22 protein-coding genes are annotated in these 26,945 nt (G+C 56.8%); 16 read left to right on the top strand and 6 right to left on the bottom strand.

Annotated elements, in window-relative coordinates:
• Positions 1-24: 24 nt before the first annotated feature.
• From VMJ32_07995 to VMJ32_07955, 9 genes are all read left to right on the top strand, one after another.
• A complete protein-coding gene (locus VMJ32_07995) occupies positions 25-1,116 on the top strand; it encodes a peptidase (protein HTQ38954.1) in 1,092 nt (363 codons plus the stop codon).
• 76 nt (positions 1,117-1,192) lie between these two features.
• A complete protein-coding gene (locus VMJ32_07990) occupies positions 1,193-2,500 on the top strand; it encodes a coproporphyrinogen-III oxidase family protein (protein ID HTQ38953.1) in 1,308 nt (435 codons plus the stop codon).
• A 155-nt stretch (positions 2,501-2,655) separates the two neighbouring features.
• Positions 2,656-3,873 (top strand): polyprenyl synthetase family protein, encoded by a 1,218-nt coding sequence (locus VMJ32_07985; GenBank protein HTQ38952.1) that lies wholly within the window; start codon positions 2,656-2,658, stop codon positions 3,871-3,873.
• 139 nt (positions 3,874-4,012) lie between these two features.
• Positions 4,013-4,561: a hypothetical protein gene (locus VMJ32_07980; protein ID HTQ38951.1), complete on the top strand. Its 549-nt coding sequence runs from the start codon at positions 4,013-4,015 to the stop codon at positions 4,559-4,561.
• Between the two features lie 48 nt (positions 4,562-4,609).
• Positions 4,610-5,974: a glycosyltransferase family 4 protein gene (locus tag VMJ32_07975; protein HTQ38950.1), complete on the top strand. Its 1,365-nt coding sequence runs from the start codon at positions 4,610-4,612 to the stop codon at positions 5,972-5,974.
• 305 nt (positions 5,975-6,279) lie between these two features.
• A complete protein-coding gene (locus VMJ32_07970) occupies positions 6,280-6,594 on the top strand; it encodes an RNA-binding protein (protein ID HTQ38949.1) in 315 nt (104 codons plus the stop codon).
• Positions 6,595-6,889: 295 nt separating this feature from the next.
• Complete coding sequence (gene rpsR / locus VMJ32_07965) at positions 6,890-7,177, top strand: 30S ribosomal protein S18 (protein HTQ38948.1); 288 nt, start codon at positions 6,890-6,892, stop codon at positions 7,175-7,177.
• Positions 7,178-7,264: 87 nt separating this feature from the next.
• The gene (locus tag VMJ32_07960) at positions 7,265-7,684 is read left to right on the top strand and encodes a thioesterase family protein (GenBank protein ID HTQ38947.1); all 420 of its coding nucleotides are present in this window, start codon (positions 7,265-7,267) and stop codon (positions 7,682-7,684) included.
• 99 nt (positions 7,685-7,783) lie between these two features.
• The gene (locus tag VMJ32_07955; GenBank protein ID HTQ38946.1) at positions 7,784-8,254 is read left to right on the top strand and encodes a nucleoside deaminase; all 471 of its coding nucleotides are present in this window, start codon (positions 7,784-7,786) and stop codon (positions 8,252-8,254) included.
• 27 nt (positions 8,255-8,281) lie between these two features.
• Here the strand turns inward: VMJ32_07955 and queF are convergent, their stop codons facing one another.
• Positions 8,282-8,680, bottom strand: a complete 399-nt coding sequence (gene queF / locus VMJ32_07950; GenBank protein ID HTQ38945.1) for a preQ(1) synthase — start codon at positions 8,678-8,680, stop codon at positions 8,282-8,284.
• A 6-nt stretch (positions 8,681-8,686) separates the two neighbouring features.
• Between queF and queC the strand changes: the two genes are divergently transcribed.
• Both queC and VMJ32_07940 read left to right on the top strand, forming a co-directional pair.
• Positions 8,687-9,424, top strand: coding sequence for a 7-cyano-7-deazaguanine synthase QueC (gene queC / locus VMJ32_07945; GenBank protein HTQ38944.1), 738 nt, complete (start codon positions 8,687-8,689; stop codon positions 9,422-9,424).
• Positions 9,425-9,507: 83 nt separating this feature from the next.
• Positions 9,508-10,242, top strand: coding sequence for a 7-carboxy-7-deazaguanine synthase QueE (locus tag VMJ32_07940; GenBank protein ID HTQ38943.1), 735 nt, complete (start codon positions 9,508-9,510; stop codon positions 10,240-10,242).
• Between the two features lie 110 nt (positions 10,243-10,352).
• Here VMJ32_07940 and VMJ32_07935 read toward each other — a convergent pair whose 3' ends face one another.
• The 3 genes from VMJ32_07935 to VMJ32_07925 form a co-directional block, all read right to left on the bottom strand.
• Positions 10,353-11,459: a hypothetical protein gene (locus tag VMJ32_07935; protein HTQ38942.1), complete on the bottom strand. Its 1,107-nt coding sequence runs from the start codon at positions 11,457-11,459 to the stop codon at positions 10,353-10,355.
• Between the two features lie 92 nt (positions 11,460-11,551).
• On the bottom strand, positions 11,552-15,076 hold the full coding sequence (locus tag VMJ32_07930) for an ABC transporter permease (protein ID HTQ38941.1): 3,525 nt from the start codon (positions 15,074-15,076) through the stop codon (positions 11,552-11,554).
• A 95-nt stretch (positions 15,077-15,171) separates the two neighbouring features.
• Positions 15,172-15,849 (bottom strand): ABC transporter ATP-binding protein, encoded by a 678-nt coding sequence (locus tag VMJ32_07925; GenBank protein HTQ38940.1) that lies wholly within the window; start codon positions 15,847-15,849, stop codon positions 15,172-15,174.
• 159 nt (positions 15,850-16,008) lie between these two features.
• On the opposite strand from VMJ32_07925, the gene VMJ32_07920 reads away from it, so the two are divergent.
• Complete coding sequence (locus tag VMJ32_07920) at positions 16,009-17,028, top strand: sugar phosphate isomerase/epimerase family protein (protein ID HTQ38939.1); 1,020 nt, start codon at positions 16,009-16,011, stop codon at positions 17,026-17,028.
• Between the two features lie 23 nt (positions 17,029-17,051).
• Here the strand turns inward: VMJ32_07920 and VMJ32_07915 are convergent, their stop codons facing one another.
• Positions 17,052-20,306 carry a hypothetical protein gene (locus VMJ32_07915; GenBank protein HTQ38938.1) on the bottom strand — a complete coding sequence of 1,085 codons (3,255 nt, stop codon included), beginning with the start codon at positions 20,304-20,306 and terminating at the stop codon, positions 17,052-17,054.
• An 863-nt stretch (positions 20,307-21,169) separates the two neighbouring features.
• Between VMJ32_07915 and VMJ32_07910 the strand changes: the two genes are divergently transcribed.
• Both VMJ32_07910 and VMJ32_07905 read left to right on the top strand, forming a co-directional pair.
• Positions 21,170-21,619, top strand: coding sequence for a TraR/DksA family transcriptional regulator (locus VMJ32_07910; protein ID HTQ38937.1), 450 nt, complete (start codon positions 21,170-21,172; stop codon positions 21,617-21,619).
• Positions 21,620-21,932: 313 nt separating this feature from the next.
• Entirely contained in the window at positions 21,933-23,108 is a 1,176-nt protein-coding gene (locus VMJ32_07905) for a trypsin-like peptidase domain-containing protein (GenBank protein HTQ38936.1), read from the top strand.
• A gap of 1 nt (position 23,109) precedes the next feature.
• On the opposite strand, the gene VMJ32_07900 is transcribed toward VMJ32_07905, so the two are convergent.
• Positions 23,110-24,054: a nucleoside hydrolase gene (locus tag VMJ32_07900; GenBank protein HTQ38935.1), complete on the bottom strand. Its 945-nt coding sequence runs from the start codon at positions 24,052-24,054 to the stop codon at positions 23,110-23,112.
• A gap of 593 nt (positions 24,055-24,647) precedes the next feature.
• On the opposite strand from VMJ32_07900, the gene VMJ32_07895 reads away from it, so the two are divergent.
• Both VMJ32_07895 and VMJ32_07890 read left to right on the top strand, forming a co-directional pair.
• Positions 24,648-25,352: a phage Gp37/Gp68 family protein gene (locus VMJ32_07895; GenBank protein ID HTQ38934.1), complete on the top strand. Its 705-nt coding sequence runs from the start codon at positions 24,648-24,650 to the stop codon at positions 25,350-25,352.
• Positions 25,349-26,488: a three-Cys-motif partner protein TcmP gene (locus VMJ32_07890; GenBank protein HTQ38933.1), complete on the top strand. Its 1,140-nt coding sequence runs from the start codon at positions 25,349-25,351 to the stop codon at positions 26,486-26,488. The genes VMJ32_07895 and VMJ32_07890 overlap by 4 nt, the downstream gene beginning before the upstream one ends.
• Positions 26,489-26,945: the final 457 nt, after the last annotated feature.

Below are 26,945 nucleotides of genomic sequence, written 5' to 3'. Positions count from 1 at the left end.
GGAATCGCGACGCACAGGTGAACGATGAAGAAACGTAATTTATCGCCGAGGATTTCCCGGCGAGAGTTTGTCAAATGCGCCGGCGGCGCATTGGGAGCAAGCGCCGTCCTTGCCCGAGCCCCGCTGTTTTTGCACGCCGACGACAAAGCCGGCGGAAAAGCGCCAGTTTTGGGTAACGGACCCCACACGTACGAGGCCCTTCACGGCTGGGCGCAGATTCCCGATGGCATGCGATTCGGCAACACGCACATGGTGCAAGAAGATTCGCAGGGGCGGATTTTCATCCATCATCAAAACGGTGCGCCCGACTCGGTCTTCATTTTCGATCCTGACGGCAAGTTCATCAAATCGTGGGGAGCCCAGTGGCGCGTAGGCGCTCACGGCATGCAACTGCGTCGGGAAGGCAACGACGAGTTTTTGTACCTGGCCACGACGAAGCAGCATCAGGTGGTAAAAACCACACTCGACGGCGAGCAACTGTTTGTGCTCGATTATCCCAAGGATGCGGATGGCGCGGCCGGCGACCGCTGCTATAAGAACGAGCAAAAGTATTTGCCCACGAACATCGCGTTTGCGCCGGGCGGCGATTTTTACGTGGCCGACGGTTACGGCTCGTATTTCATCCATCGCTATGGCAAAGACGGAAAGTATATTTCCACGTTTGGCGGCCCGGGCACGGACGACGGCGTGCTGCAAGAACCGCACGGCATTTGGTGCGACACACGGGGGCCGAATCCTATGATTTTAGTGGCCGACCGTAAGAACGAGCGGTTGCAATGGTTCGACCTGGACGGTTCGCACCTGGAAACGTTACGGCCGCCGGAGGACAAAGCCTATCGCCGGCCCTGCCACTTTGACCAGCGCGGCAGCGAATTGCTCTTGCCGGGGCTGGATGGCCGCGTAAGTATTCTGGACAAAGACAACCAGCAAATTGTCATTTTGGGCGATAATGACAATCCCCAGCAGCGTGGTAAAAACAATATTCCGGCCGCCGACCGCAAGCCGGGCGTGTTTGTTTCGCCGCATGGCTGCCTGTGGGACCGGGCCGGCAACATTTACATTACCGAGTGGCTGACCGACGGCCGGGTCATCAAGCTGCGAAAAGTGGATGCCTGACCATGTTGGCTGTGTGAAGTTGTGATGTTTAGCCGCAATCCCGACGCGCCGGGAGAGCGAGAGGAGCTGACACAGCGTGGCGACCGGAACGACCAAAAAAACCGAAGTTGGCAGCTACTTCATCGCCAATTACCCGCCGTTTTCGCAGTGGACGGCGGAAGCGTTGCCCGTAGTGCAAGCGGCGCTGCACGCCCCGCCGGCCGATGTGCCGCTGGGACTGTATTTGCACATTCCGTTTTGCCGCAAGCGGTGCAAGTTTTGCTATTTTCGGGTCTACACCGACAAAAACGCCGCGGAAGTGGAGCAATACGTTGCGGCCTTGGCGCGGGAAATCGAACTCGTCAGTAAGCTGCCGGTGATGGGTGGGCGGCCCTTTCGATTTGTTTATTTCGGAGGCGGCACCCCCTCGTTTTTAAGCGCCAAGCAACTCACGTCGCTGGTCGATCGGTTGCGAGCCAACATCCGTTGGGACCAGGCTGAGGAAGTCACGTTCGAATGCGAGCCGGGCACGCTTTCTGAACCGAAGGTGCAAACGCTCCGCGAATTGGGCGTGACGCGCATCAGCCTGGGCGTGGAAAACTTTAGCGATGCGGTGTTGGAAGAAAACGGCCGGGCCCATTTGTCGGCAGAAATCGCCAAGGCCTGGCAGTGGATTGTCGACGCCGGCTTTCCTAACACGAACATCGATTTGATCTCCGGCATGGTCGGCGAATCGTGGGACAACTGGCGCGATACGGTGCGCAAGACCATCGATTGTTCACCCGACAGCGTGACCATTTATCAAATGGAATTGCCGTTCAACACGGTGTATTCGAAAGATATTTTGGGCAATCACCTCGAAACGCCGGTGGCCGATTGGCCGACGAAGCGGGCCTGGGTCGATTACGCTTTCGACGAGTTGTGCGCCGCCGGTTACAGCGTTTCCAGCGCTTACACGTTGGTGAAAGACAAGCGCAAAGTCAATTTTAGCTACCGCGACAACCTGTGGCGCGGCAGCGATTTGCTGGCCACGGGCGTGGCCAGCTTCGGCCATATTTCCGGAGTGCATTACCAAAATTTGGCGGAGTGGCCGCAATATGTGGGTGCTTTGGACCGCGGCGAATTACCCCTGTGGCGCGGCATGCAGCCGACAGCGCATCAACGTCTGGTGCGGGAAATGATTTTGCAACTTAAAACAGGCGAACTCGACGCCGGATATTTCCGCCGCAAATTCGGCGTCGAAATTCTCGATCACTGGCGCGACGTTTGGCAGGAATACGCCGCCGATGAATTGCTGGCCATCGAGGGGGACCATATTCAACTTAGCCGCGCCGGTTTGTTGCAGGCCGACGCACTGTTGCCGGCGTTTTTCGAGCCCGAACATCGTGGAGTGCGCTACACCTAAGTGCCAGCAAACAGTTTTTCCAGGGGGATATTCTCGCAGCGTATCCTGGAAAGTATGCGGTTCTTGTCGAATACCATCTTTTCTTGCGGCTTCAAACGTGTAGCATTAGACGGAACGCCAATTGATCGGTCGCGGTTTTCTAGGAAGGCACTACTTTGGCAACTGCACTCCCCCAATCTGTCCGAGGTGATGGAAATTCGTCGGCGGGGTCCGCTTCCAATCGCCGTCACAGTGTACAAATTGACGACGGTTACGCCCGCCTGATGCAGGCCGCGGCCGTCATGTTTCAACCGCAAGAGTTGGAGCGATTGGCGCCGCGGTTGCATGGCCCATTGTCTGCGGCAAATCGCGATCATGGCGAACGGCTGAACGGACAAGGGTTGCAAGGTCTTACTCCGCTGGCAGCCACCGAAGCCCTGGCCTACGATTTTTTAGCCAAGGGGGGCAAGCATTCACGCCCATTCATTACGCTGGCGGCTTATCAGGCGTTGCGGACGGAGGAACCCGTCCGCGCCAATTCCGCGCGAAACGGTGAAGCGCATACGGAACTGGAATTGCCCGATGCGGTGAAGCGCTGCGCCTTGTCGATCGAAACGTTTCACAAGGCCTCGCTGGTGCATGACGACATTGAAGATGACGACGAGTTCCGCTACGGCACGGCCACGCTGCATCGCAAATACGGCACACCGACGGCAATCAACGTGGGCGATTATTTAATCGGTCTGGGCTACCGCCTAGTCAGCCGCGAAGCGAAAGCCCTGGGCCCCGACGTGGTCAGTGACATTCTCGATCATATTGCCGATGCCCACATGAAATTGAGCGAAGGACAAGGCGCGGAACTGATCTGGCGCGATTCGCACAACAAACAACTTACGCCGCAAGATACGCTCAGAATTTATGCGCTCAAAACAGCTCCGGCCTTCGAGGCGGCTTTGCACACCGGTTTGCGTTTGGCCGGCCCGACGGAACATTACTTGCAGCCCATTGCTCAGTTCGCCCGCGACCTGGGCATCGCCTTCCAAATTATCAACGATATGAACGATTGGTTGGGCGACAATCACAATAAACTGCTGGCCGCCGGAGATATTAGCGGCGGACGCCCGACGCTGCTGTGGGCCTTGGCGCTGGATGGTTTGCCGGTGGACAAGCGCGGCAAGTTGGAATCGTTGGCCAACGAACTACCCTTGTCGGACGAAAAGCTGCGTGAAATCCGGCGCCTGTACGATGAAGCGGGCGCTTTCCAAACGGCTGATCGATGGGTGTACAAGCACCAGCAACGGGCCGAAGCTTTGGCCGCGGACATTCAGCCCGAACCGCTACGGCGATTGTTTTTCCACTTGATCGACATGGTGTTGGAGCGTCGGCAAGTGTAGGCCGGAATTCCGGATTGGACTCTTGACCACCGCCGCCCTAAGATTGGTCCCAGCGACATTGTATTGCTACCTGGATCCCTTTGGACTTGCCTTGCGCTTGCAGTCCCGCCCGCTGCCTCCTGCCCTGTGCCAACCGCCTGTGCCATCTCGCCCCGTCAACGCTGAGTTATCGAGTCTTGTCGGGCTGTTTTACGGCTTGCCCGATGGCCTGGGGCACTTTGAAAAATCGCTCCCAGAAGAAGTGCCGGGACCTTATCGCAAATTACTGGATCATTGCCATCACATGACCGTGGCCATGGAAGAATTTTACGAAGGCCCGGTGGATGTGCGGGTGTTGGGAAAAAAGCTGGACGGGAACCATTATGCGAGGCGGATTTTGCTCATGCGCCACAGCGACCGGCGGGTGGTGCAATTTGGCATCGTGCGGTTGAATTTCGATTTCCTGAGCGACGAAGTGCGGCGAGAAATTGAAATCCAGCAAACGCCGCTGGGTCGCATCCTGATTCGCCATAACGTGATGCGGAAAATCGAACTCATAGGGCTGTGGCGCGTGCAGCCGGGGATCGACTTATGCCAAATGTTCGGCATCGCCCCGCAACAAACCACGTATGGCCGCACCGCCATTATTCACTGCAACTGTGAACCCGCGGTAGAATTGCTGGAGATTGCCGCGCCGGTGGATGTTTAGCCGCCGGGCTAGCCCGGCGCTTGCCTTATGGCGCTACAGACCAGTTCTATGGCCAAAATTCCCGAAGCGTCAGCTCGATACAGCGATGGTTCACCGTTGCGGATTGTGTATCTCACCGCGGGGGCCGCCACGCGCTATTGCGGTTCCTGCTTGCACGACAACGCCTTGGCTAAAGCACTGGCGGATTTGGGCGAGGATGTTTTGCTGGTGCCTACCTATACGCCGCTGCGCACCGATGAAGAAAATGTCAGCCTGAACCGCGTTTTTTTTGGCGGCGTGAATGTTTACTTGCAGCAAAACTCGTCACTGTTTCGACACACACCCTGGTTCTTAGATCGCTGGCTCGATTCCCCCAAGCTGCTCAACTGGCTGGCCGCGCGCAGCGCCGGCATGCCGGTGGCTAAATTGGGCGCCCTCACTATTTCCACGCTGCAGGGCGAACAAGGCCGGCAACGAAAAGAACTCGAAAAGCTGGCTTCGTGGCTGGAACAGGAAGGCCGGCCACAGGTGATTCATCTTTCCAACGCGCTCTTGCTGGGCATGGCGCGCCGGCTCCGCGAGCGGCTGAACGTGCCCATCATCTGCGGATTGGCGGGCGAGGATTTGTTCCTGGAGCAATTGTCCGAACCGCACTACAGCCAGGCGCGCGAGCTGTTGCGCCAGCGGGCGCGCGATGTCGATGTGTTCGTGGCGTACAACCGCTACTTCGCCGACTTCATGGCCGATTATTTAAGCGTTCCACATAATCGCATCGAAGTCATCCGCCACGGGCTGCATTTGGCCGGGCACGGTCAACGCCGTGGCAGCCAAGCAGACGAGCCGTTTACCATCGGCTTCTTTTCTCGCATCGCTCCGGAAAAGGGGTTGCATCTGCTGGTCGAAGCGTTTGCATTGCTGCGGGCTGATGGTGCTGACGGGGCTGTGCCCCGGCTGCGTTTGAAGGCCGCCGGTTACAAATCGTCCGGCGACGAACCGTATTTTCAATCCATCCTGCAGCGCGTGCAAGAGTTAAATTTGGCCGACCATTTTGAATATGCGGGCGAATTGGATCGCGCCGGAAAAATTGCCTTTTTGCAATCGCTCGACGTGATGAGCGTGCCCACGGTATATCGCGAAAGCAAGGGGCTTTCCGTATTGGAAGCGCTGGCCAACGGCGTGCCGGTCGTCGTGCCGCGGCATGGCTCGTTCCCGGAAATCATCGAGCATACCGGCGGCGGCCTGCTGTGCGAGCCGGAAAACGCCGGCGATCTGGCCCGCAAGTTGCGCGAATACATCTTGAATCCCGCGCTGGCTGCCGAACACGGACGCCGCGGCCGGCAAGTGATTCACGCCCAATACACGGCCCTGCAAATGGCCCAAGAACACCGCGAATTGTACCGCGAGGTAAAGCGTGTTGCTGTCGCGGCGGGGTAGCCGCCAAATTCGGCGTTGTGGCCGAACTCAAAAACCGGCAATGCTTTGCGGCTTACCAAAGGGAGGGGCTATGCCGAATCATCCCGGTCAACGCTCCAGACCACCGGCGGCAATTTCGGACTTCTTGATTGTTTTTTGCCTCACAGACATTGCGGCCTGCGCCAGGGGCACGCTACACTTCCAATAGCCGGTCAAGCGGCGTTGTGGCCCTCGGGGAGCCAAGCCACGGCGTCCTCGGTTCAGTTCACGTCTCGTTTTGAAGAAGTGCTGTTTTAGTTCGTGTGCTCCCTTGTAGAAGGTGTTCGATGGGTCGACGGATTTATGTTGGGAATCTTCCCTGGTCAACCACTTCCTCGGAATTGCAAAACATGTTTGCAGAACACGGCGGCGTGAAAAATGCCGAAGTGATTTCCGATCGCGAAACCGGCCGCTCCCGCGGTTTCGGGTTTGTCGAAATGGAATCCGATGAAGCGATGAATGCCGCCATTGCCGCCATGAACGGCAAAGACATGGGCGGCCGTGCGCTAACGGTCAACGAAGCGCGGGAACGCACCCCGCGCCCCGCCGGTGGCGGTGGTGGCCGTGGCGGTTATGGCGGCGGCGGTTACGGCCGGCGCTAAGCTTGTCTGGCGCCTTGATCGCCAAATTGTTTGTGAGGGCAGTTGACGGAGAGTTAACTTGACCATCACCTCGCCCCCGGCTGGCAAACTGCCCGCCGGGGGCGAATTGTTTTGAGTGGGGCGGCGTTGTAGAGGTCCAAGAGTCGAAAAGTCTGAAAGTCGAAAAGACGGAGGTGCGGGGCGATCCGCCCGTTTGACTTTTCGACTTTTAGAAACCACAAGACCCCGCTAGATTCTGAATGCGGAAACCGGTATCATAAGTCGTTTCATTTCACACCCCAACTCCTTCGTCCCTATGCCTCGATTTGGTTCCTTTCGCGACAAAAAGAAAATGCCCCTGCGGAAGCGGGCCAAGCCTAAAATCCGCACTAAGAAAAAAGACCCCATCTTCATCGATGGCAAGCGGCCGCGCCCCTTGTTTGTCGATTACAAAGATTTGGACCTGCTGAACAAGCTCACCAATCGCCAGGGAAAAATTGTCAGCCGTCGCAAAAGCGGTTGCACCGCCGCCAGCCAACATGCCATTACCCTGGCGGTGAAGCGGGCCCGCTTCATGGCGCTATTGCCGTACGTGGGCGAGTAGTTTTTAAGGCAGAAGGCAGACTGCAGAAAGCAGAATCGCACGCACGATTTGGTGTTTTCTGCCTTCTGCCTTCTGCCTTCTGCATTTATGCCTTCTTTCACCGCCACGCGCCGAGTGGAATTTCGCGATACCGATGCGGCGGGCATCATGCACTTCGCCTCGTTCTTTCCGCTGATGGAATCAGTGGAGCACGAATTCTTGCGGCACTTGGGGCTGAGTGTGCTGGCGAAAGATGATACGGGCCCGTTCAGTTGGCCGCGCGTCAATGCCCAGTGCGATTTTCAAAGCGCGGTGCGCTTTGAAGATGTGCTCACCATCACGCTCAGCATTTCCCGACTGGGAAACAAAAGCGTGACGTACAAATTCGAAGTGTCGCATGACGAGCGACCTGTGGCCACCGGCAGCATGACCGCCGTTTGTTGCCGGTTGCCCGCGACCGGTAACGTGCTGCAATCAATTCCCATTCCGGAAAATGTGGCCGGCAAACTCCGGCCGTATTGCGTGTAGCTGTAGGAGGCGAATCCCTTCGCCGACGGAATCAACCGCTTCGCAGTCGGGGAAAGGTTTCCCCTCCTACAACGAATGGCGATGTGCTAAGCTTTCGGCATGTCACCAGAAGACCTAATGCGGCTAGCGATCGACAAAACCCGCGAGGGTTTTAAGACGGGCAATAGTCCGTTTGGCTGTGCGATTGAGCAGGGGGGAAAAGTCATCGCCTCCGCGCACAACACGGTGCTGACGACCATCGACAGCACGGCCCACGCCGAAGTGAACGCCATTCGGGCTGGCTGCAAACACACGGGCAAAATTTTTCTGGAAGGGGGCATTGTCGCCACTACCTGCGAGCCGTGCCCGATGTGCATGTCAGCCTTGCACTGGGCCCGAGTAGAGACGGTTTACTTCGGCGCGACCGTCCAAGACGCAGCCGATGCGGGCTTCAACGAGTTGTACATCGACGCCCAGCAAATTCTATCGCTGGGCCGCAGCAAAGTAAAACTCATCGGCGGCGTGCTGTCCGCAGAGTGCAAGCAACTATTTCACGATTGGAAAATGCTGCCGACGGCCAGAACATATTGAAGACTCGAGGGATTGCCGTTTACAGATTCATGTATCAGATTTTAATTCCACGATCACATTCGTGCTGATCCCACCCCGCGGCGTAAAAGCCGCCACCAGTTTCATGCGGCGCGGCGCAAGCACCGCCACCAAATCATCCAAAATGCGGTTCGTCACCGTTTCGTAAAAAATTCCCTCGTTGCGGAACTGCTGCAAATACAGTTTCAGGCTTTTCAGTTCCACGCATTTGGCTTCCGGCGTGTACGTGATAGTTAGCGTGCCGAAATCGGGCTGGCTGGTTTTCGGGCAAACGGAAGTGAACTCTGGGCAGATGATTTCAATGCTGTAATCTCGCCCAGGATATTGGTTGGCGAAGGTTTCCAGCGTGTTGCGAAAATTGTCGGGCACGTGCAGCTCCTTTTCTTCAAACTTTAATTGTGCCAACATGGAAGGATGGAAACCAGAGCCTCCGCGACAACGAACACACCGAATGCGCCATCAAGGGGAAAATCAGCCGTCATTTTGCTCTCCGGCGGGCTAGATTCGACGACCACAGCCGCCGTGGCCAAGTCAGAGGGATACGAACTGTTTGCTCTGTCGGTCGATTACGGCCAGCGGCACCGGTTCGAACTGGAAGCGGCTGCTCGGGTGGCAAAACACTTGGGAGTAAAACGGCACGAAACAGTGCGAATCGATTTAGCTCGTTTCGGCCACAGCGCTCTAACCGCGGACATTGCCGTGCCCAAGGGACGCAGCGCCGATGAAATGGGACACGGCATTCCAGTGACGTATGTGCCAGCGCGGAACACGGTGCTGTTGTCGCTAGCGCTAGCGTATGCCGAAACGGTGGAAGCGGCCGACATTTTTCTGGGCGTCAATGCCATCGATTACAGCGGCTATCCCGACTGCCGGCCGGAATATATTGCTGCGTTCGAACGGCTGGCGAATTTGGCTACCAAGGCGGGCGTGGAAGGGACACTGCAATTCAAAATTCACACGCCGCTGATTACGATGACCAAAGCGGAAATAATCCGCCGCGGCACGCAATTAGGCGTAGATTACGGTCTGACATACAGTTGTTACGATCCCGACGCAAGTGGCAAGCCGTGCGGCCGCTGCGACGCTTGCTTGCTCCGCCGCAAAGGCTTTGCCGAAGCGGGAATGACCGATCCACTAGAATACAGCAATTAGCAATTAGCAACTAGCCAATCGCAGAAAATGAATGATACCGTCCGTTGCTAATCGCTAATTGCCAGCCGCTAATTGCTTTCATCATGCGTATTGCCGAGATATTTCGATCGCTGCAAGGCGAGGGCTTTCTGACCGGAACGCCCAGCGTGTTTGTCCGCGCCAGCGGTTGCAACCTGCGGTGCTGGTTTTGCGATACGCCATACACTTCCTGGGAGCCGGAAGGAGAAGATTTATCGGTCGAGGAAATTCTGCGACAGGTCGATGAATTGCTGGGACACCCTCACCCCGACCCTCTCCCAAAGGGAGAGGGAGATTATAAATGCGGTCATGTCGTTCTGACTGGCGGCGAGCCGATGTTGTTTGCCGAACTGGTGCCACTGGCCGCGGCTTTGCGCCAGCGCGGTCTGCACATCACGGTGGAAACGGCCGGCACACTGTATTTGCCGCTGGAGTGCGATTTGATGTCGATCAGTCCCAAGCTGGCCGGCTCCGCGCCGCCGGCATCTCAAGAACCGCGTTGGAATGTGCGGCATGAAGAATCACGGCACTTGCCCGACGTCATACGGCGATTGGTGACAGAGTATCCCTATCAGATTAAATTCGTGGTCGATTCACCCGACGATTGCCTGGCCGCCGAAGCATGGCTGGAAGAATTTCCACAAGTCAAACGCTCCCGCGTGCTATTGATGCCGCAGGGAATAAACGTCGAAACGCTCATGCACACCGCAACCTGGTTAGAACCGTACTGCCGCCGGCAGCAGTTGAATTTCTGCCCCCGAAAGCACATCGAGTGGTTCGGCAACGTGCGCGGCACGTGAAGAAAAAATAACCAATGCCCAAGCACCAATGACCAATGTTGGAGCAAATCATTGGTCATTGGGATTTAGCTCCGCCACTTCGTGTGGTCATTGGAAATTCATCTTGGTCATTACGGTTTCGCCGGCTCGGGAGTGGCGGGAGCGGCGGGCGGTTTTGTCTCGGTGGCGGGTGCCGGGTGCGGGGCGCCGTGCGGAGCAAACACCAGCACGCTAACCGCGCCGGCGACCACGACAATCAGCCCGGCGTAGAAAAACGGCGAAATGCTGCTTAATTGCTGGGCCGTGATGATGCTAAAGAATGTATTCACGACTGGCGCGCCGCCAAAGACCAGCGGCATAACGTAAATGGGTTTGCCACCGAAGGTAAATGCTAGAATTACGCCTAACGACCCGACGGCGCCTGCGGTTCCTCCTGCCAGACTCCAGATCACTCCGCGAGCAGAAATTTGGCCGTGGTCTCCCAGAGCGGTCCAAAAAACTAAAGGAGCAACGATCCCCACGACAACATACGCCATTCCTACGCAAATGAAGGGTCGCATGCGGCTGCCGTGCATAAAGGTTTGTCCCTTGTGCAATAACGGGCCATAACACCCCCAACAAATTGCCGTTAACGCAATGAATGCGGAAATAATCAGCAGAGTCGTAAATCCAGAACCCGTGTTTGCGACAGCTGCTTGCGCTGTGGCAGCATTGGGTTCTGAGGCGGGAACTGCTTGCCCAGCAGTAGCCGTTGGAAGAGGCGCGGCCGGCGCCATCTCGTGAGGTTTGAAGACTAAGACTGCCACGGCGCCCGCAATTACCAAAATTAATCCGGCGTAAAAGAATGGTCCCGTCTCGCGATAGGTTTTCGAAATCCACATCGCCAGCAACGTGTTAACGACCGGCGCTCCGCCAAACACGAGCGGCATCACATAAATCGGATTGCCTTTGTTGGTGAGCGCCAGAATCAAGCTGAGCGCGCCCACGGCTGTAACCACGCCTGCAAAAAAACTCCAAATGATGCCGCGGGAATTCCAATTACCAGGTTCGCCTCGCCATACCAGCAAAGCGGTTGTTGCTAAAACCGCGATCAGGAAGTATGCCACGCCAACAAATACAAACGGCAACCAATGGCTGCCGCCCATTTGTTTTCCGCCAATGCTCAATAATGGCCCGTAAATTCCCCAAGAAATGGCGGTCATTGCGGTGAACAGCAAAACGTAAACTAGGTTTTTCATGAAGTTGCCTACAGGAGAGAAATTGGAGAGTTCTGTAGTGTAACATCTGTAAGGGCAGCGAAACGAGAGAGATTTTGCTGAATTCCAGCCGATCAATTTCCGTGCAAGGCAGCCAACAATGGGGCACGCAGTACGGCTCGCACGGCCAGCATTCCGGCCGAGACGCCGACAATCAGAACGATCAGCAACATGGCAATCAGCGAAAGCCACGGAATGCCTGCTCCGCCGGTCAGCAAATGGGGCAATAACGCAACTCCTGCAGCCACCGTTCCGGCAGCCAGGCCGGCAATCAACAACGCAGCATTTTCAAGCAGCACCATTTGCGCCAAGCGGCGTCGGCGGAAGCCCGTGGCCTGCATCAGCGCCAATTCGCCCCGACGTTCGAAGACGCTCCGTAATTGCACGGCGGCCAGCCCGAACGTGCCCAGCAACAACCCCAGCGCCCCCAGGCTGCGAAAGGTCGCCAAATAGGTGTTTTGCACGGCGAAAAACATCGCCAGCCGCGCCGTTGTGCTTTGCGTGACAAATCCGTAATCGCTCAAGCCGTTTTCCAACGCATCAGCCACTTGAGCGGCGCCCGGTGGCGGCGCAGCGGCAGTTGCAGCGCTGGACTCAGCACCTGCCGACGGCACACTCGCTAGAAAGAATCGGTAACCGCTCGCATCCGGAAACAACCGCTGGAAGTTTCCCTCGCTGATGAGCAAATCACCCTGAAAAATGCTGCCGTCCAGCAGCCCCACCACTTGCAGGCGAATTTTTCCGCCGCGTGGATTATCGATTTCAAACATCTCTCCCACGCCGCCGTAAAGATGCAGGCTGTACAGCGCGGTATTTTGATCCAGCACGACGGGAATGGCGTCGCCGGGCGCGGGGTCAGATTTTTTTCCATCGCCCGCCTCAGGATTAGGCCGACGCATTAACAACAGCCAAGAATTGCTTTTCTCTCGATCCGTTTTCGCCGCCGTCGCCGCCCAAGCGAAACCCCCTTGTCCGATAAATTCCGGCGGCACGCCCAATATACGCGGCTGCCGCGGCCGGTAAAGATTCAAGCAACTGGCGTCGTCGCCGGCCTCGACTCGCAGCGAATAAATCCGCACGCCGGCAGCTTCCGCGGCGGTTAGCGTTTTCTCCGCCTGCGAGCTAAAGCCTAAATCTTGCCAAGCTGCGGGCGAGTTTAGATTTTGATAAATCGGCTGATCGCTGTGGGCCACGAAGGCATAACCCCCGTCGCCGCTGTCGAACGCAGGTCCATGCACGGGCGCCTCGAGCTGAAACGCGCTGAGAGCGACGATCAGAAAGCAGGCGGCAGCCGTCAAACCGATGGTCAGCGTGCTGCGCAGCGGATTGCGAGAAGCGTTGCGCCAGGCCAACCACGCCAGAGCTCCGCGGCCCACCAGGGGCGATGAAGTGCGGACGGCCCGAAGACGGTCCCAAAGCCACGTTAATATTGCGGCCAGCACCAAAGCGCCGGCGGTTATAAATGTGCCGGCCTGTTCTTCGCCGGTGAGCGAAGCGGCGGAAAAACCCGCGGCAATGGCCACGACCAAAAGCGCGGCGGCAATCCACGGTGCGCGGCGCGCTGGGCGGTGACCAAATAAACGGCTTTCTTCGGCGCGGCCGGCCAGCAAGCTCCGCACACTGACTCGCCGGGTTTGCCGCACCGCCCAAACGATGGTGGCCAGCGAAATCGCCACGCCGAAAAATCCGCCGTGAACCACGCTGTGCTCGTCAACATGCAGATGCAAAAACGGCGTGGAAATCGCTCCCAGCCACCATGTTTTCAATCCCACCAGCATCAGCCAGGCGTATCCGACGCCGGCCATAGCGCCGAATGTAGCCCCGATCAATGCTACAAATCCGCCTTCCAGCAGCAACATTCGTCGGGCCAAGCGGCGCCTCAGTCCGACGGCCAACACAATGCCCAGTTCCGCGGCCCGTTCATCGACTCCAAGCTTGAACAACAGCATCACCAGCATTAGCGCGGCGGCGATGATAAACAGGCTGAATCCTAAAAACAGCAATGCAAATGGAGTTGTGCCTGCAGCGGCAGTCAAACTTAGCCGCTTGACCGGCAGGAAATCGAAGCCTAAATCGGCGGGTTTAATGGCCGATTGTAATTTTTCGGCGATGGCTTGCTCGGTCAAGCCGTCTCCCGACGGAATGCGAATGGAAGTGGTGTTGCCAAAGCGACTGCTCCACAATTGGCGGCCTTCCTCCAGACTGATGAAGGCCTTGGGTGTGGCCCGATGCTCGCGCCAATACAAATCGTCCTGATTGTTTGGCGGCGTGCTGCGAACACGCTGCGGATCGTACGGAAATGGCGGGTTCCAATCGGCGATGGAAGCTTCGTCGGTGATTCCTTTCACCTCGGGCGTGAAATCACGGTCGTCAGCCACGCCCGCCAGCGGGGTAATATCTTTCAAGCGAAAGGTGTGCCGCGATTCGACCACTTTGCCGTGCGTGCTTTCCGGCTCAAAGTACGTGATGACGATCGTGTCGCCCGGCTTAACCGGCGCGCCTTGGGCGGCCAGATCGTCGGCAGCCCAGGAGTTGAGCACAATTTCATCTTCGGCCAGCGGGCCAATGGGCTGGCCTTGGCGATTTACCAGCGGACCCAGCGGCGGCTGATTGCTGAAATCGACCGCCGCCACGGTCGAATACGGAATTTTGCCGCGACCCTCGTCCGCTAATATGTAATTCGCCAGATACGTGAATGCTGGCTGCGCCCCAAGAGCGCCAAAGGTTCGCATCGCGGCCGATTCAATCGCCGGCTCCAGCAACATGCGATCGGTGGTGATGTTGAAATACCCACGCGCGGTTTTGCGAATGGAAACGCCGTAATCGGCCAGCGTCGGTTGCAAGGAGTTTTGCAGCGCTTGTTCGGCGGCTGCGTCGGGCACGGCATTCTCATCATTGCCGGCGACAAGGATGGCATTTACGCGCCCCTCGACGCCGATCATTTCTTGGAGCGGCTGGATGACTGTGTAAGCATCAAGCGGCAATTGTTGCGAGGGGCGCAGGCCGAAGCGGCCCAATCCTTCGGCGGGAATCACGTCGCTGACACTGAAGCGGCGGCTGCGAATCGTTTCGGTCTTCCTGCCCAGCGGACTGTCCGCCGGAACATTGGCCGCTTGTTGTAATCGCAGAACAACTTCGTCGCCGGCTTTCACGCGCAGTTGATCGGCCAGCGGCTGATTCAGAACAATTTCGTCTTTTACTGGGGGCTTGGTCGGGGCGCCGCTTCCCAGTTGCCAGAATGGTTCCCCCACGCCCAAAATGGCCACGTTGCCCGCGCGGCGATGATGATCGCCCGTTGGATTTTCCAGCGTGCCTTGCAGCATGATGGCCGGCAGCGCGGCGGTGAAATCGTGCTGGAACGTCGGATCAGCGGCAACATCTTCAGCCAGTTTTTCTCGAAAGAAATGGGGCGTAACCAGTGCCGCGTCGATGCGGCCCAGCCGATCGATCGCCAATTGCCGCAGGCTGAATGTCACCGAATCGCCCACCACCAGCGCACCCGTCAACACCGCCGTGGCAGCCATCACTCCCAGCGCCACGGCGAAATTGCTGCGCCAGTGATATGCCAAACTGCGAAGGGCAAGGCGGAGGGGGGACATGAGGGCAGTGAGTGGTCGAGTGGGGAGGAGGGTTTTATAGTTTTGCCGCCGGGCTGGCGTAGCGCTTGCGGTTTAGCAATATGAGCCGAAATAATTCAGGCAATTGCGGCTAGGTTTCCTTCGTTCAATTCCAGTCGCTTATCGAACAGCGCGGCCAACTCCAGACTGTGCGTGACCACAATCATCATAGTTTGTTCGTCGCGCTGCAGTTCCAACAGCAGCTTGCCGACCGAGGCGGCGGTGGTGCGATCGAGATTTCCTGTCGGCTCGTCGGCCAACAACAAAATGGGTTTACGAATTAGCGCCCGGGCCACGGCCACGCGCTGGCGTTCGCCGCCGGAGAGTTCGGCCGGCCGATGATCGATTCGCTCGGAAAGCCCCACCCGCTCGATCAGCAGCCGAGCGCGTTCCAGCGGCGCGCCGTTGTGTCCCGGGTGCGCGATGGTGGGCAACAACACGTTTTCCAGCACCGAGCACTGCGGCAGCAGGTAATGATCTTGGAACACAAAACCGATTTGCTGGTTGCGGAAATCGGCCAGCTGGGGCTCGTCGAGAGTGAACGGATCGGCGCTGACGAGTTCGATGCGGCCGGAAGTGGGCCGATCGAGCGTGCCGACAATGTAGAGCAGTGTGCTTTTGCCCGAGCCGCTGGGCCCCAAAATCGCCAAGTTTTCGCCGCGTGACAACTGGAGCGATACACCACGCAATACCGATAACGATTCGGCTCGCGTCGGAAACTGCTTGGTAATGTTATCGACGATCAGATCGGGCATGGCGCTGCAGGAAAAGTACGGTCTGCAAGTTACCGCGTAATTTGCCTTGGGACTTGCGGGAGGTTATGCTGGGCCACACAATGGCAACACTCGTTGGCCTGCGGATGTTGTATCTGCACCAAGCGAAACTATTTCATCACCACAGCAAAGTCAATCGCCATGCCCCACGAACCGCCGGAGGTCATTCTTAGCGCCTTTGCCGATGAATCAGCGAACCAAAAGACGGCGGTTCAACAGTTTGCGGCGCTGGGGGCCTTGGGGTTGCAATACTACAGCATTCGATTTATCGACGTCGGTAATGGCATTAAGAACGTAATGCAGCTTTCGCGGGCGGAAATCACCAAGCTGCGCCACCTGGAGGATGAATACGGACTGAATGTCACTTCCATCGGCTCGCCGTTGGGCAAAGTGAAATTGGTCGACGAGGAAGACGGCACCAAGAACAAGTACGTGCCGTTCAAAAAATATCTGGCCGGCGACGTGAAACGGGCCTGCGAATTGGCCCATGCGTTCGAGACGAAGCTGATCCGCGGATTTTCGTTTTATCCGCCGTGCGGGGCCGATCCGGCCAAGTTCCTGCCGCAAACGGTGGAACAACTGGGGCAAATTGCCGAAGCATGCCATCGTTCCGACTTGACTTACGGCTTGGAAATCGAAGCGAATTTGGTGGGCCAAAGCGGACAACTGATGGCGGAAATTTATCGCCAGGTGAATCATCCGGCCCTGCTGTTGATTTTTGACGCCGGCAACATTGTCTCGCAGGGTTATACGCCCGCCGAGGTTTTCCAGCAGTATTTGGCGATGAAGCCGGGCATCGGCTGGATGCACGTCAAAGATTATCGTTCGCCCCGGCCCGCTAAGCGCAAGCGGCACGTCGATGAAGACGGCCTCAAGCACTTTGTGCCCGCCGAACTGGGCGACGGTTCTTACGGCGTCATTCTCCGCGATTTTCGCAAAGAAATTCCGGCCTTGGAAAAAAAGCTGAAGCGGCGGGGCATTCCCGGCGTGTTTATGGATTTAGAGCCCCATTTGAAAGGGGGCGGACAATTTGGCGGCTTTAGCGGGCCCGACGGCTTGGGCGTGGCCACGCGCAGTCTGTGCCGCGTGCTGGACGTGGCGGGCATTGGCTACCATTTGCGCGATTTCGACGACGTGCTGGCGGCCCGCGGGAAATGCTAGCCGTACTTTTCAGCCGTTGGCGGTTACGACGTGCTTTCAGGCGTCACAGAAGTCGATTCTTCCGACGGCTCGGCCGGAGTCAATGCGGGCGCAGATTTCTCGTGCGATTCCGCGAGGTCTTTCTCGTGCGCAATGGCCGCGAATTGATGCTCTTTGTGCCGTTGCGTCGAAAGCAGTTTTCGCACGAGCAGATGTGATCTCGTGAAGCAACAAATCGCCGCCCCCACTCCGGTTAATCCCAGATAAAACAGGGGTGAACGGAAATCAGGCACTTCGATCAGCAAGATGATTCCGACGACCAAGCTGAACGTTCCCGCCCACAAAATCGTCCAGGCCCGGTCCGTGCCGCGACGATGATGGTGCGTGGCGATGGCGGCGCGGGCACTAAGATTCGCGATTTCGCGCATCGCCGCCAAATCGCGACTTTTTTCCGGCGCCGCCGAGCGCGGCTCGAATTTGCCTGCTTTTGTGGGCGGTGTGGTGGTTTCCGGTCGAGACGTGACGGAGGGAAAGACCGTTGACGATAACGACGATGACGATGCAGGCTTGGTGCTTTCGTCCGTCGCAGGACGGCGAGCCGCAGGCGTGGATGCATCGTCCGTCAGGCCACGCATTCGTTGCAGCAGCTTGACCATGTAATCGTCGACCGATTCGTCATGCTCGTGCTCGGGTTCGTGGATGGCCGGAGCGCTAGGAGTTGCCTCCGTTGCCTCTGGTTGAAGTTCAGGTTCTGGCGTAGCCGGCGGCATGTTCTGTTCCTCTTCGACGTGGTCTTCTTCGACGTGGTCTTCCTTCAAAAGCGACATCGCCCGCAGCCGGGCAAACAAGGCATCTTCATCGGAAGCAGAGGTTGGCTGGCCATCGTCTTGCGACGCGGTCGGTTCCGCAGGTTTCGTGTCGTGGGTAACGGTCTCGCTGGACGGGGCTTCCTCTTCTCGTTCCATCGCTGAAACTGGTTTTTGATCGCGCAGGGCCGCCATGTCGTCTTCCAACTTGTGAAGCGCTTGTTGTGATTGCCGGCACTCCTGCCGCAGTTGGTCGTTCTCGGCTTCCAAATTGGCGACCTGGCTTTCCAGGGCCGCAGCACGCTCAGTCAATGCCGTTTCTTGCTGGGTGTGATCCGGTTCGCGTTGGTTGGCGCGAGCAGCAGAATCCTGCTGAAGTTGTTTCAATTCGGCGGAGAGTTGCCGCACTTGCTCTTCCCGTTCTCGTAATTCCGACGCGATTTCTTCCCGTTGTGCATTTCCCGCGCGACGATCGGACTCGAGCGATTGCCGCCGCTTGTCAAAGGCATTGCGCTGTTGCTGCAGTTCGGCAGCTTGTTCAGCCAGCGATTGCCGTTGCTGTTCCAGGTCGGTGCGCTCGACCGCGAAGGCCTGCTGTTGCTGGTCGAACGCTTTTCGTTGTTCCTCCAGCGTTGCATTAAGCTCGTCCAGTGCCTTTTGCTCGTCGTCCAGCAGCTTTTGACGTTGTTCCAACGTTTGTTGTTGCTCGACGAGTGTACGTTGGCGTTGCTCGCCGGCCTGCTGCCTTTGTTCCAAAGTTTGTTGCCGTTGATCCAGCGCGTCGCGCCGTTCGTCGAGCATCAGTTGGTGCTCATCGAGCGCCACCTGACGCTGGTCCACCGTTTGTTTCTGTTCGTCCAACGCCCGTTGACGTTGATCCATAGTCTGTTGCCGCTGGTCGAGGATTTGCTGCCGCTGACACAATGCCTGACGCTGCTGTTCCAGCGAAGTTCTTTCCTCGTCCAGCGCTTGGCTTTGTTCTTCCAGCGTGCGTAGTTTTTGCGTCAACGTTTGCTGTTGCTGATCAAGCGACTGTTCGTGCTCGGCGCAGCGCTTCTGCAGGAGTTTAAATTCCTGCTGTTGTTGATGAAGAGATGTCTGCTCCTGCGCCACCGTCAATTGCAATTGTTTCAGCTCTGCCTGCTGACTTTGCAACTCGTTGACATGGCGGGCATGCTGGCTGTCCCACTCAGCGCTTCGGTTTTTCCGTGATTCTTTTTCTTCATCCCAAGTGGCTTTTTCGGCTTCGCGGGCATGCTGTTGTGCTTCCCAAGTGGAGCGCTCCGCTTGCCAACCCTGTTGTTGCGAAAGCCATGCCTGGCGATCGGCATCGAACTGGGCCTGCGCGGCATTCAATTGTTCCCGAAGTGCTGTCAGAGCGGCTTGCTGAGCCTCCAAATCGACATCTGAAGTGGCCGATAGAGGAGACTGCGCCAACGCCGCCGCTTGTTGGAGCTCAGCTTCTCGACGGGTTAGATCGTCCGTTTGCGCTGCCAGCGCGCCGGCCTGAGCTTCCAGCGCCGAAGATTGAGCTTGAAAGGCAATCGCTTGAGCATCCAGCTCCGCGGTACGAGCCTCCAACGCTCTGGCCTGGGTTTCCAAAGTTGCGGCCCGAAGTTCTGACGCAGCGGCCTGGGCATCCAGCTCACACGCCCTTTGTTGAAGGTGCGATTCTCGTTCCTTCAGCAGCGTTTCATGTTCCAGTATTTTGGCATGTTGCGCAGCTAGCAGCGCTTCGCTTTGGCAGGTTGCCGCTTCGCGCTCGTGAAGCGTGATTTGCAGTTGCCGGCAGGCTGCTTCTTCTTGCAGGCGTTGTTCCTGCACAGCCTGCTGCTGGGTTTCTATCGCCGCGCGTTCGCTTTCGAACTCGGCCGCTTGCTGGGCAAGCCTCGTTCGCTCCTCGTTCAGACGTTCGCGTTCCAGCGCCCACGATTGCTGCTCCGCAACGGACTGCCGACTTTGTTCATCGACCTGTTGTCGCTGCTCGTCGACCTGTTGTTGTTGCCGGGCCAGCAGTTGTTGCTCTTGTTCATGAGCGGCCTGCCACTGTTGTCGTTGATCTTTGAGCGATTGCAGATCAGTTTGCAATTCCGACAACAATCCCAAAAGCTGTTCGTTTTCCGCGGAGCGCTTCGCCTCTTGGGAACGCTCACCTTCGTCGTCGACAACTTCAAATTGAATCGGCCCCACGGTTAAACGATCGTGCAGCCGGAGCGGCGATTCGTCGAACGCGCCTTCGTTCAAGCGAGTATCGAGCGTCCAACGGCGAACAATGGTTTGCTTAGCCCCCCGCAAAATGACGCAGTGCAGCGGCGCGATGCCGGGTGCTTTCACACGCAGCGTGCATTGCCGCGATGAGCCGATAGTCACTTTGGACGAAAGCAGGCGGACGACTTCGCCATCGCGCTCAGTCCCGCAAACGCGCAGCGCCAGCGCCGCCGGAGGAGTACCCAGTAATGCGCTGACCGGTGCGGCGGAAGCAGTAGCGGGCATGGACGTGGAGACCAAAAAAGGAAGTGCAAATCGGCCAGCCAGGGATGACTTACGATTCGCAAGCCGTAACTCACGAATCTCATTGGAGATGTAGGTTATTCGGCAGGCGAGGTCAAAGCGCTGGCAGGCAATGAAATCCCAAACCCATTACGGTTTCACAGGCCTATTGCCGCTAGCAACAGGGCGGGAATCAGAGGGCTGGGCGTTTTTTCGACGGAAATCGCTGCACCTCCAGGCCGATTTTGCCGATTATCCCATAGCGACTGCCATCGGTCATCGTAATCGTTACGAGCGGAAAACTTCATCAGACTACGATGGCCGAAATCAATGTTCGCCCAGGGCAAGTTTGAGCATCGCGGCATACGGGCCGGTTCAGCTTGTGTTTTGAAACAATTAGATTGTGAATTTCGTCACTTAAGTGTCCAAGACGAGGAAATATGATGGGTGCTCGGCATCTGGAAATCGCTCCAGAACAACACTTGGCGGAATAAACTGGCCGCCTATTATTTAGCCGCACACCATATCCCAGCCGGTTGTATGAGGTTGCAAAACAGGTTTTTTAGAAAAATGGATGTGTCCGGCGATCCTTTTCGCCGGTTTCACGTACTATATTTGGTTTGCTAACCGTAGGCTCCCGCGGCCGGGGTTAGACGGCATCGTGGAACAAAAACAGAGAAACGAGGTCTCAGAAATCTGATGGTTTAGCAAGTTGTCGAAGGGGGTTGGACGCTCGCAGTTTTAAGGTTCGGGATGCATAACAGGTTGTCGTCACTCTTTTAGCGACGGCACAACCCAGTTGTCCCACTGTGGCCGTCTAAACAACTTTCTGCTTCAGCTGGGCTGTCGGGATGAGGATTGCCCACATGGCACGCAAAGATGCACTGGTGAGTATGCGTCAGATTCTTATCAAGCGGCGGGACGCCCTGCGCAAAGCGCTGGCCGGCGACTTGAGTTTACTCAAAGAGCTACGGGCCCAAACGGCCGGCGATTTGGTCGATGCGGCGCTGGATTCCGCCCAAGACGAAATCAGCTCCCAGTTGGCGGAAGTGGAAAGCCGCGAACTGGCAAATGTCGAAAATGCTCTGGAACGGATGCGCACCGGTCACTACGGCGTGTGCGAGGGCTGCGGCTGCAAAATTCCCATGGCCCGGCTGAACGCATTGCCGTATGCCACCTACTGCATCCAATGCGCGCGAGAAGTCGAGAAGTACGGCTCCGCAGGCGGCCATGATCAAGATTGGGGCCGGCTTTCCGATTCCGGCGGCGGCGAATCGGAAGCGACGCTGGACGATATCGAGCTGGACGTTTCGTAAACGGCATCTGGTCCGTCGGGGCGATGCCCGGTTGACTTGCGGCGTTTTCCTATGGCAAACGGTCCATCCGGCCGGAAATGCCGCGATTTCGAAATCAGTATTTCCGAAATTCAAAAGGGAGGGCGGAGCGACAGCCGACCGAAGCCTATCTTCGGTTTGGCCGATGCCCCGCCCTCCCATTTTGCTGCGCAACGTGCATGTCTTACGCAAGTATTCCGATAGGCGCCGTTTTTTTCGGGCGGCGTCGTTTTACCTGCGGCTTGGCATTTGTCATACTGAATATGTGAGGGGAACTTTGCTTCGGAGTTTTTGTATGGCCCGAACGAACTGGTATCTAGCTGGCGGTGTGCGGAGTGCTTTGCTGGGCGCCTTTTACTTGGGCGCCTTGTTGACGTGGCTGGCGATGAACCGGCCGGTGGTTGCGCAGCAATGGGACGAGAAGCAACCCACGGCCGAAGAGCGGGCTAAACAATTCGACGAATTGGCGGTCGAATCGGAGCGCTTGCAGCAGGCCGGCAACGTGCTGCGCAAAGTTTCGCACCTGGTTAAGCCGTCGGTGGTGCACATCGATTCGGTCCACAAAGATCATTACGCCCGCCGCGAGGAAGACGCCGGCTCCGGCACCATCGTGCAATTTGGCGAAAAATTGTACGTGCTCACCAACCGGCACGTTATTCGCGATTCCAGCAGTGACAGCATCACCATTCGCTTGGCCGACGGACGCGAGTTGCATCCCACCCGCATTTGGGCCGACCAGCCCACCGACATCGCGGTGATGACCATTCAAGGCACAGGGCTGGTGCCGGCACGCATCGGCAACAGCGACGACATGGACGTGGGCGATTTTGTGCTGGCCGTGGGCAGTCCGTTTGGGTTAAGTCACTCCGTCACGTTCGGCATCATCAGCGCCAAAGGCCGGCGCGATTTAGATTTGGACGAAGGCTCCAACAACGTGCTCAAGTTCCAAGATTTCTTTCAGACCGATGCTCCGATCAATCCCGGCAACAGCGGCGGCCCGCTGGTGAATATGAAGGGGGAAGTGATCGGCATGAACACGGCCATCGCCTCCAGCACCAACAGCAGCGCCGGCGTGGGTTTTACCATTCCCATCGACATGGCCATGATTGTGGCCAAACAGTTAATCGAACACGGCACGGTGACGCGGGCCTACTTGGGCGTGCGGTTTTACGACAAAGATAAAGACAAAGACAAATTCGCGGCCGCCGAGTTCATCAAAATTGGCCTGCCGCGGCCGGAGGGCGCCCGGCTTTCGGGCGTGGTGGCCAAATCGCCTGCCGAGGCGGCGAAGCTACAGCGCGACGACGTAATCGTCGAGTTCAACGGCGTGCCGGTCGAAGACGACAGCCATCTGATGTTCCTGGTCAGTCTGATCGAAGTCGGCAAAGAAGTGCCGATTACCGTTTTCCGCGGCGGGCAAACCGTAAACCTGACGGTCAAAGTCGGCGATCGGGCCGATTATCCCGAATAGCTCAGCTTGCTTTTCCGGCGCGTTCCAGGCTGCGCAGCACGCAATCACGCATGGCGGCAACATCGGCCTTGATGGCGACGTCCATATTCTGGCGCCACTCGCGGATGCTCGCCCGGCGGCGATCGAACACCACCATGCCGCCGGTCAGCTCGCCTTCCGTTTCCACGTCGCCGGCCAGGGCCTCGGTTTCGAAAAGTTCCGGATTGGTCACGGCCACAATGGCGGCCACATCGTGCAAGTTAACGTGTTCCTGTCCCAACACTTGACGCTGGGCACGGTACGCAAAGGGCAAAATCTGCCGCAGAAATTTTCCGGCCCGGGTCGTTTCGGCGGGAAGTTGATCGAGCAAATCGAACGTGAACGCAAGCTCGCCGCTCACGTCCAGCGGCACCAGCGTTTTGGTGGCGGGCGATTTCAGCACGTGGCGCGCTGAAAGCGGATCGCAATAAATGTTGAAATCGGCCACCGGGCTCACCCGCCCCGGCGTGTTGATCGTTCCGCCGCTGATGACCAGCCGTCCCACAAGCGAGGAAAATTCCGGATCGCGCTGCATGGCTCGGGCGATGTTCGTATGGGGCCCCAGACAGATGATGGTGATTTCCTCGGGAGCCGCCCGTACTTCGTCGCACAGGACTTTTTCGGCCGGGTGAATGTTGGCCAGACCGGCGAAGGGGAACTCGATGTTGCCCAGCCCGTTTTGGCCGTGGAGCACGCGGCCGTCGGTGGGCAGCGGGTTGTCTTCCGGCGCGGCGCCGACTCGCGGCCAGCGGGGCGGATCTAGCTGCTCCACGATCGTTTGCACGTTCCGCGTGGCCTGACTGGGAAACACGTTCCCGCCCGTCGCCGTCAGGGCCAGCACTTCCAACTCCGGATCGAACAGCGCCATGGTCAAAGCCACGGCGTCGTCAATGCCTGGATCGGTGTCGATAATCACCTTTCTGGCCATGGGGCGCTGTCTCCTTCCAGCGGGTCAACTGACGGGCGTGTGTACCGGTGTATTGTACGAGGGATGGATTGAAATAGGGAGTAGGCGCGCTCGTGGGAGAAAACGGTAAAAACGGTGAAAAACGGTCAATAACCGGTTGAAAACGGTAGTGAAAACGGTGGCAAACGGCGGAAGGCTAATTAGGCACATGCGCGGCAATCCGTTCGCTGCTGCTTGCAAAGTTTCGAGTTGCCAAAGAGCAATCAATGCTAACGAGGAATGAGCCGACATTGCCTGCTGCAGCCTGGCGGTCCGTTACCGCCTGCATAGACCGGCCACCACCAGGCCCTGGGTTGCCTACTTTCGCCGGGCTTCTTTCGGGGCTGATTTATATAGGACCACCCTAGCAAACAAGCGCGTTAATTTGCAAAGCTTTTTTGGGCCAGGAGTGAGAAATGATAATTTCGGGGTTGGCCTAAAATTGGGATTAGAATCTGATACGCGGGCGGGACTTCCGGCCGAAACCCGGCTCGTGGATGCTCTTGCGTTTTTCGACCGATGTACATATACTGGCGTACAGTATGCCGAATCCGCCCAACTTGGAGGGGGCTGAAATGGCACAAGCATCAACTATCGAATGGACCGAAGCGACTTGGAATCCTGTCACCGGATGTACGAAAATCAGTCCGGGATGCAAGTTTTGTTATGCAGAACGCATGGCTCATCGTCTAAAGGCGATGGGACAAGACAGATACCGAAATGCATTCAAGTTAACACTTCAACCCGATGCGTTAGAAGTGCCGTTGCGATGGAAATTGCCTCGTGTAATTTTCGTCAATTCGATGAGTGATCTCTTTCATGTTGATGTACCGCTAGAATACATCCAGCAATGTTTTGGTGTGATGGAAGAAGCAAGCCAACACACATTCCAAGTCTTGACGAAAAGGCCGGATCGCGCTGCCGAATTGAGCGCAGATTTGCCGTGGCCTAAGAATGTCTGGATGGGAACAAGTGTTGAAAATGAGGATTATTTGTGGCGCGTGAGATCATTGCGCGAGATTCCTGCCGCGATTCGATTCTTATCAGTGGAACCATTGTTGGGGCCAATTAAACGGTTGCCACTAAAAGGCATACACTGGGTAATCGTCGGAGGTGAATCGGGTCCGGGGTCGCGTCCTATGAAAGTTGAATGGGTGCGACAGCTTAGAGATCAATGTGTTTCAAAAGATGTTCCTTTTTTCTTCAAGCAGTGGGGCGGGACTAACAAGAAACGAACCGGCCGCCTGCTTGATGGGCAGACTTGGGATCAAATGCCGTGACCGACACGCTACCGACCGTTTGGGATGCTAGTCCGCACACTCTTGTAAAACACGCAATTCTCCATGAATATCTTCATAGGTGGATGGCAATCCTAACTCGACAGTCTGCCAAAATTGGTGATCAAGCACGAGAAATTCTATTTGTGGACGGTTTTGCCGGACCGGGCGAGTACAATCGCGGCGAACCAGGGAGTCCATTGATTGCGTTGAATGCAGCCTTGAACCACACGGTATCGTTTCCTAATCCAATTCGGATGCTTTTCATTGAGCGTCGCGAAGATCGCTACGAGCATTTGAAGCAAATGCTCGCGCCATTTAAAGGGCAGATTGCAACATCTAAGAATGTTAGAGCGGTTGAACCAAAGTGTGGCGACTGCGATGCCATTCTTAATACACTGTTGTCCGATTGTGAAGCGAAACATATCAAATTCGGCCCTGCACTCGCCTTCTTAGATCAATTCGGCTACGGCGAAGTATCTATGGCTCTGATCGCACGGATTTTAGCCTTTCCGGTCTGCGAAGTGTTCACATATCTCGACTACAAGGATATGAACCGATGGATCACGGACGATACGAAAGCAGATGCATTTACACGAGCCTTTGGCGGTGAAGAGTGGCGAGACTGCGTTGGTTTGCCAGAGAAACAACGCCGCGAAAAACTGCTCGCACTTTATAAAACGGCATTGAAGTATCGTGGGGGCGCAAAATTCGTTGTGTCATTTCTCATGTATGATCGCAATAACATCCCGCTTTACTGGCTTCTCTTTTGTACAAAAAGTCTCCGCGGTATCGAAGAAATGAAGAAAGCCATGTGGAAAGTCGATGAAACTGGCGAATTTCGTTTTTCAGACCGTGATGATCCAAGTCAGTTGATGCTGCTTGAAAAACGATTCGATCAGACTTGGTTGGCAGAAGAACTAACAGCCCGATTAGCCGGGCAGACAATGGATGGCTCACAGATCAAGGAATTCGTATTGACCGAAACGCCGTGCTATTTATTCAAAGCCGCCTTGAAGTCGTTAGAGAGTAGCAAACGAGTCACAATAGCGGAATCGGTTGATCGAAAACCAAATACGTTCCCAGACAAAAAATTGGCCGTTATCAAGATTCAATTTCCAAAAAGTTTATTCAACTAGGAAGTTTCAAGGCTGAGTAATGGATTATGACTTGGCACAAAACTTCCTTGATAATCTGTACCTGCGATATGCGCCTTCTTTCCGCATATGGCGAACCACATCTTTCAAAGAGTTTGGCTAGGCGTAAATCAGTCGGCCGCGCGGTTCCGTGATAGGACGGCCGAGTTCGCGGGCTGTTTCGATCCACTGCTGGATTACCGTTTCGGCATTGGCAACCGCCGCTTGATGGTAGTGCCGTCGGCGGCACAGCCGAGTAGCTCGGGTACTTCGGCGATGAAGCCTGATCGTCAGAACTCCAGTAAAGAATGATTTCGTACTTTGCGTTATTGGACATGGCGAATACCCTCGATGAATTGCTACACTCGGTTAATCTTCGTCCGAAACTACACGGCGGTTAGAAATGGCAAGCATGTCGCGAGCGGGCAGCGCGACCAACGGTCGCGGCTTTATAGGTGAA

This window comes from Pirellulales bacterium (genome assembly GCA_035499655.1).
Classification (GTDB): domain Bacteria; phylum Planctomycetota; class Planctomycetia; order Pirellulales; family JADZDJ01; genus DATJYL01.
This window is presented reverse-complemented; position numbering and strand designations above follow the sequence as displayed.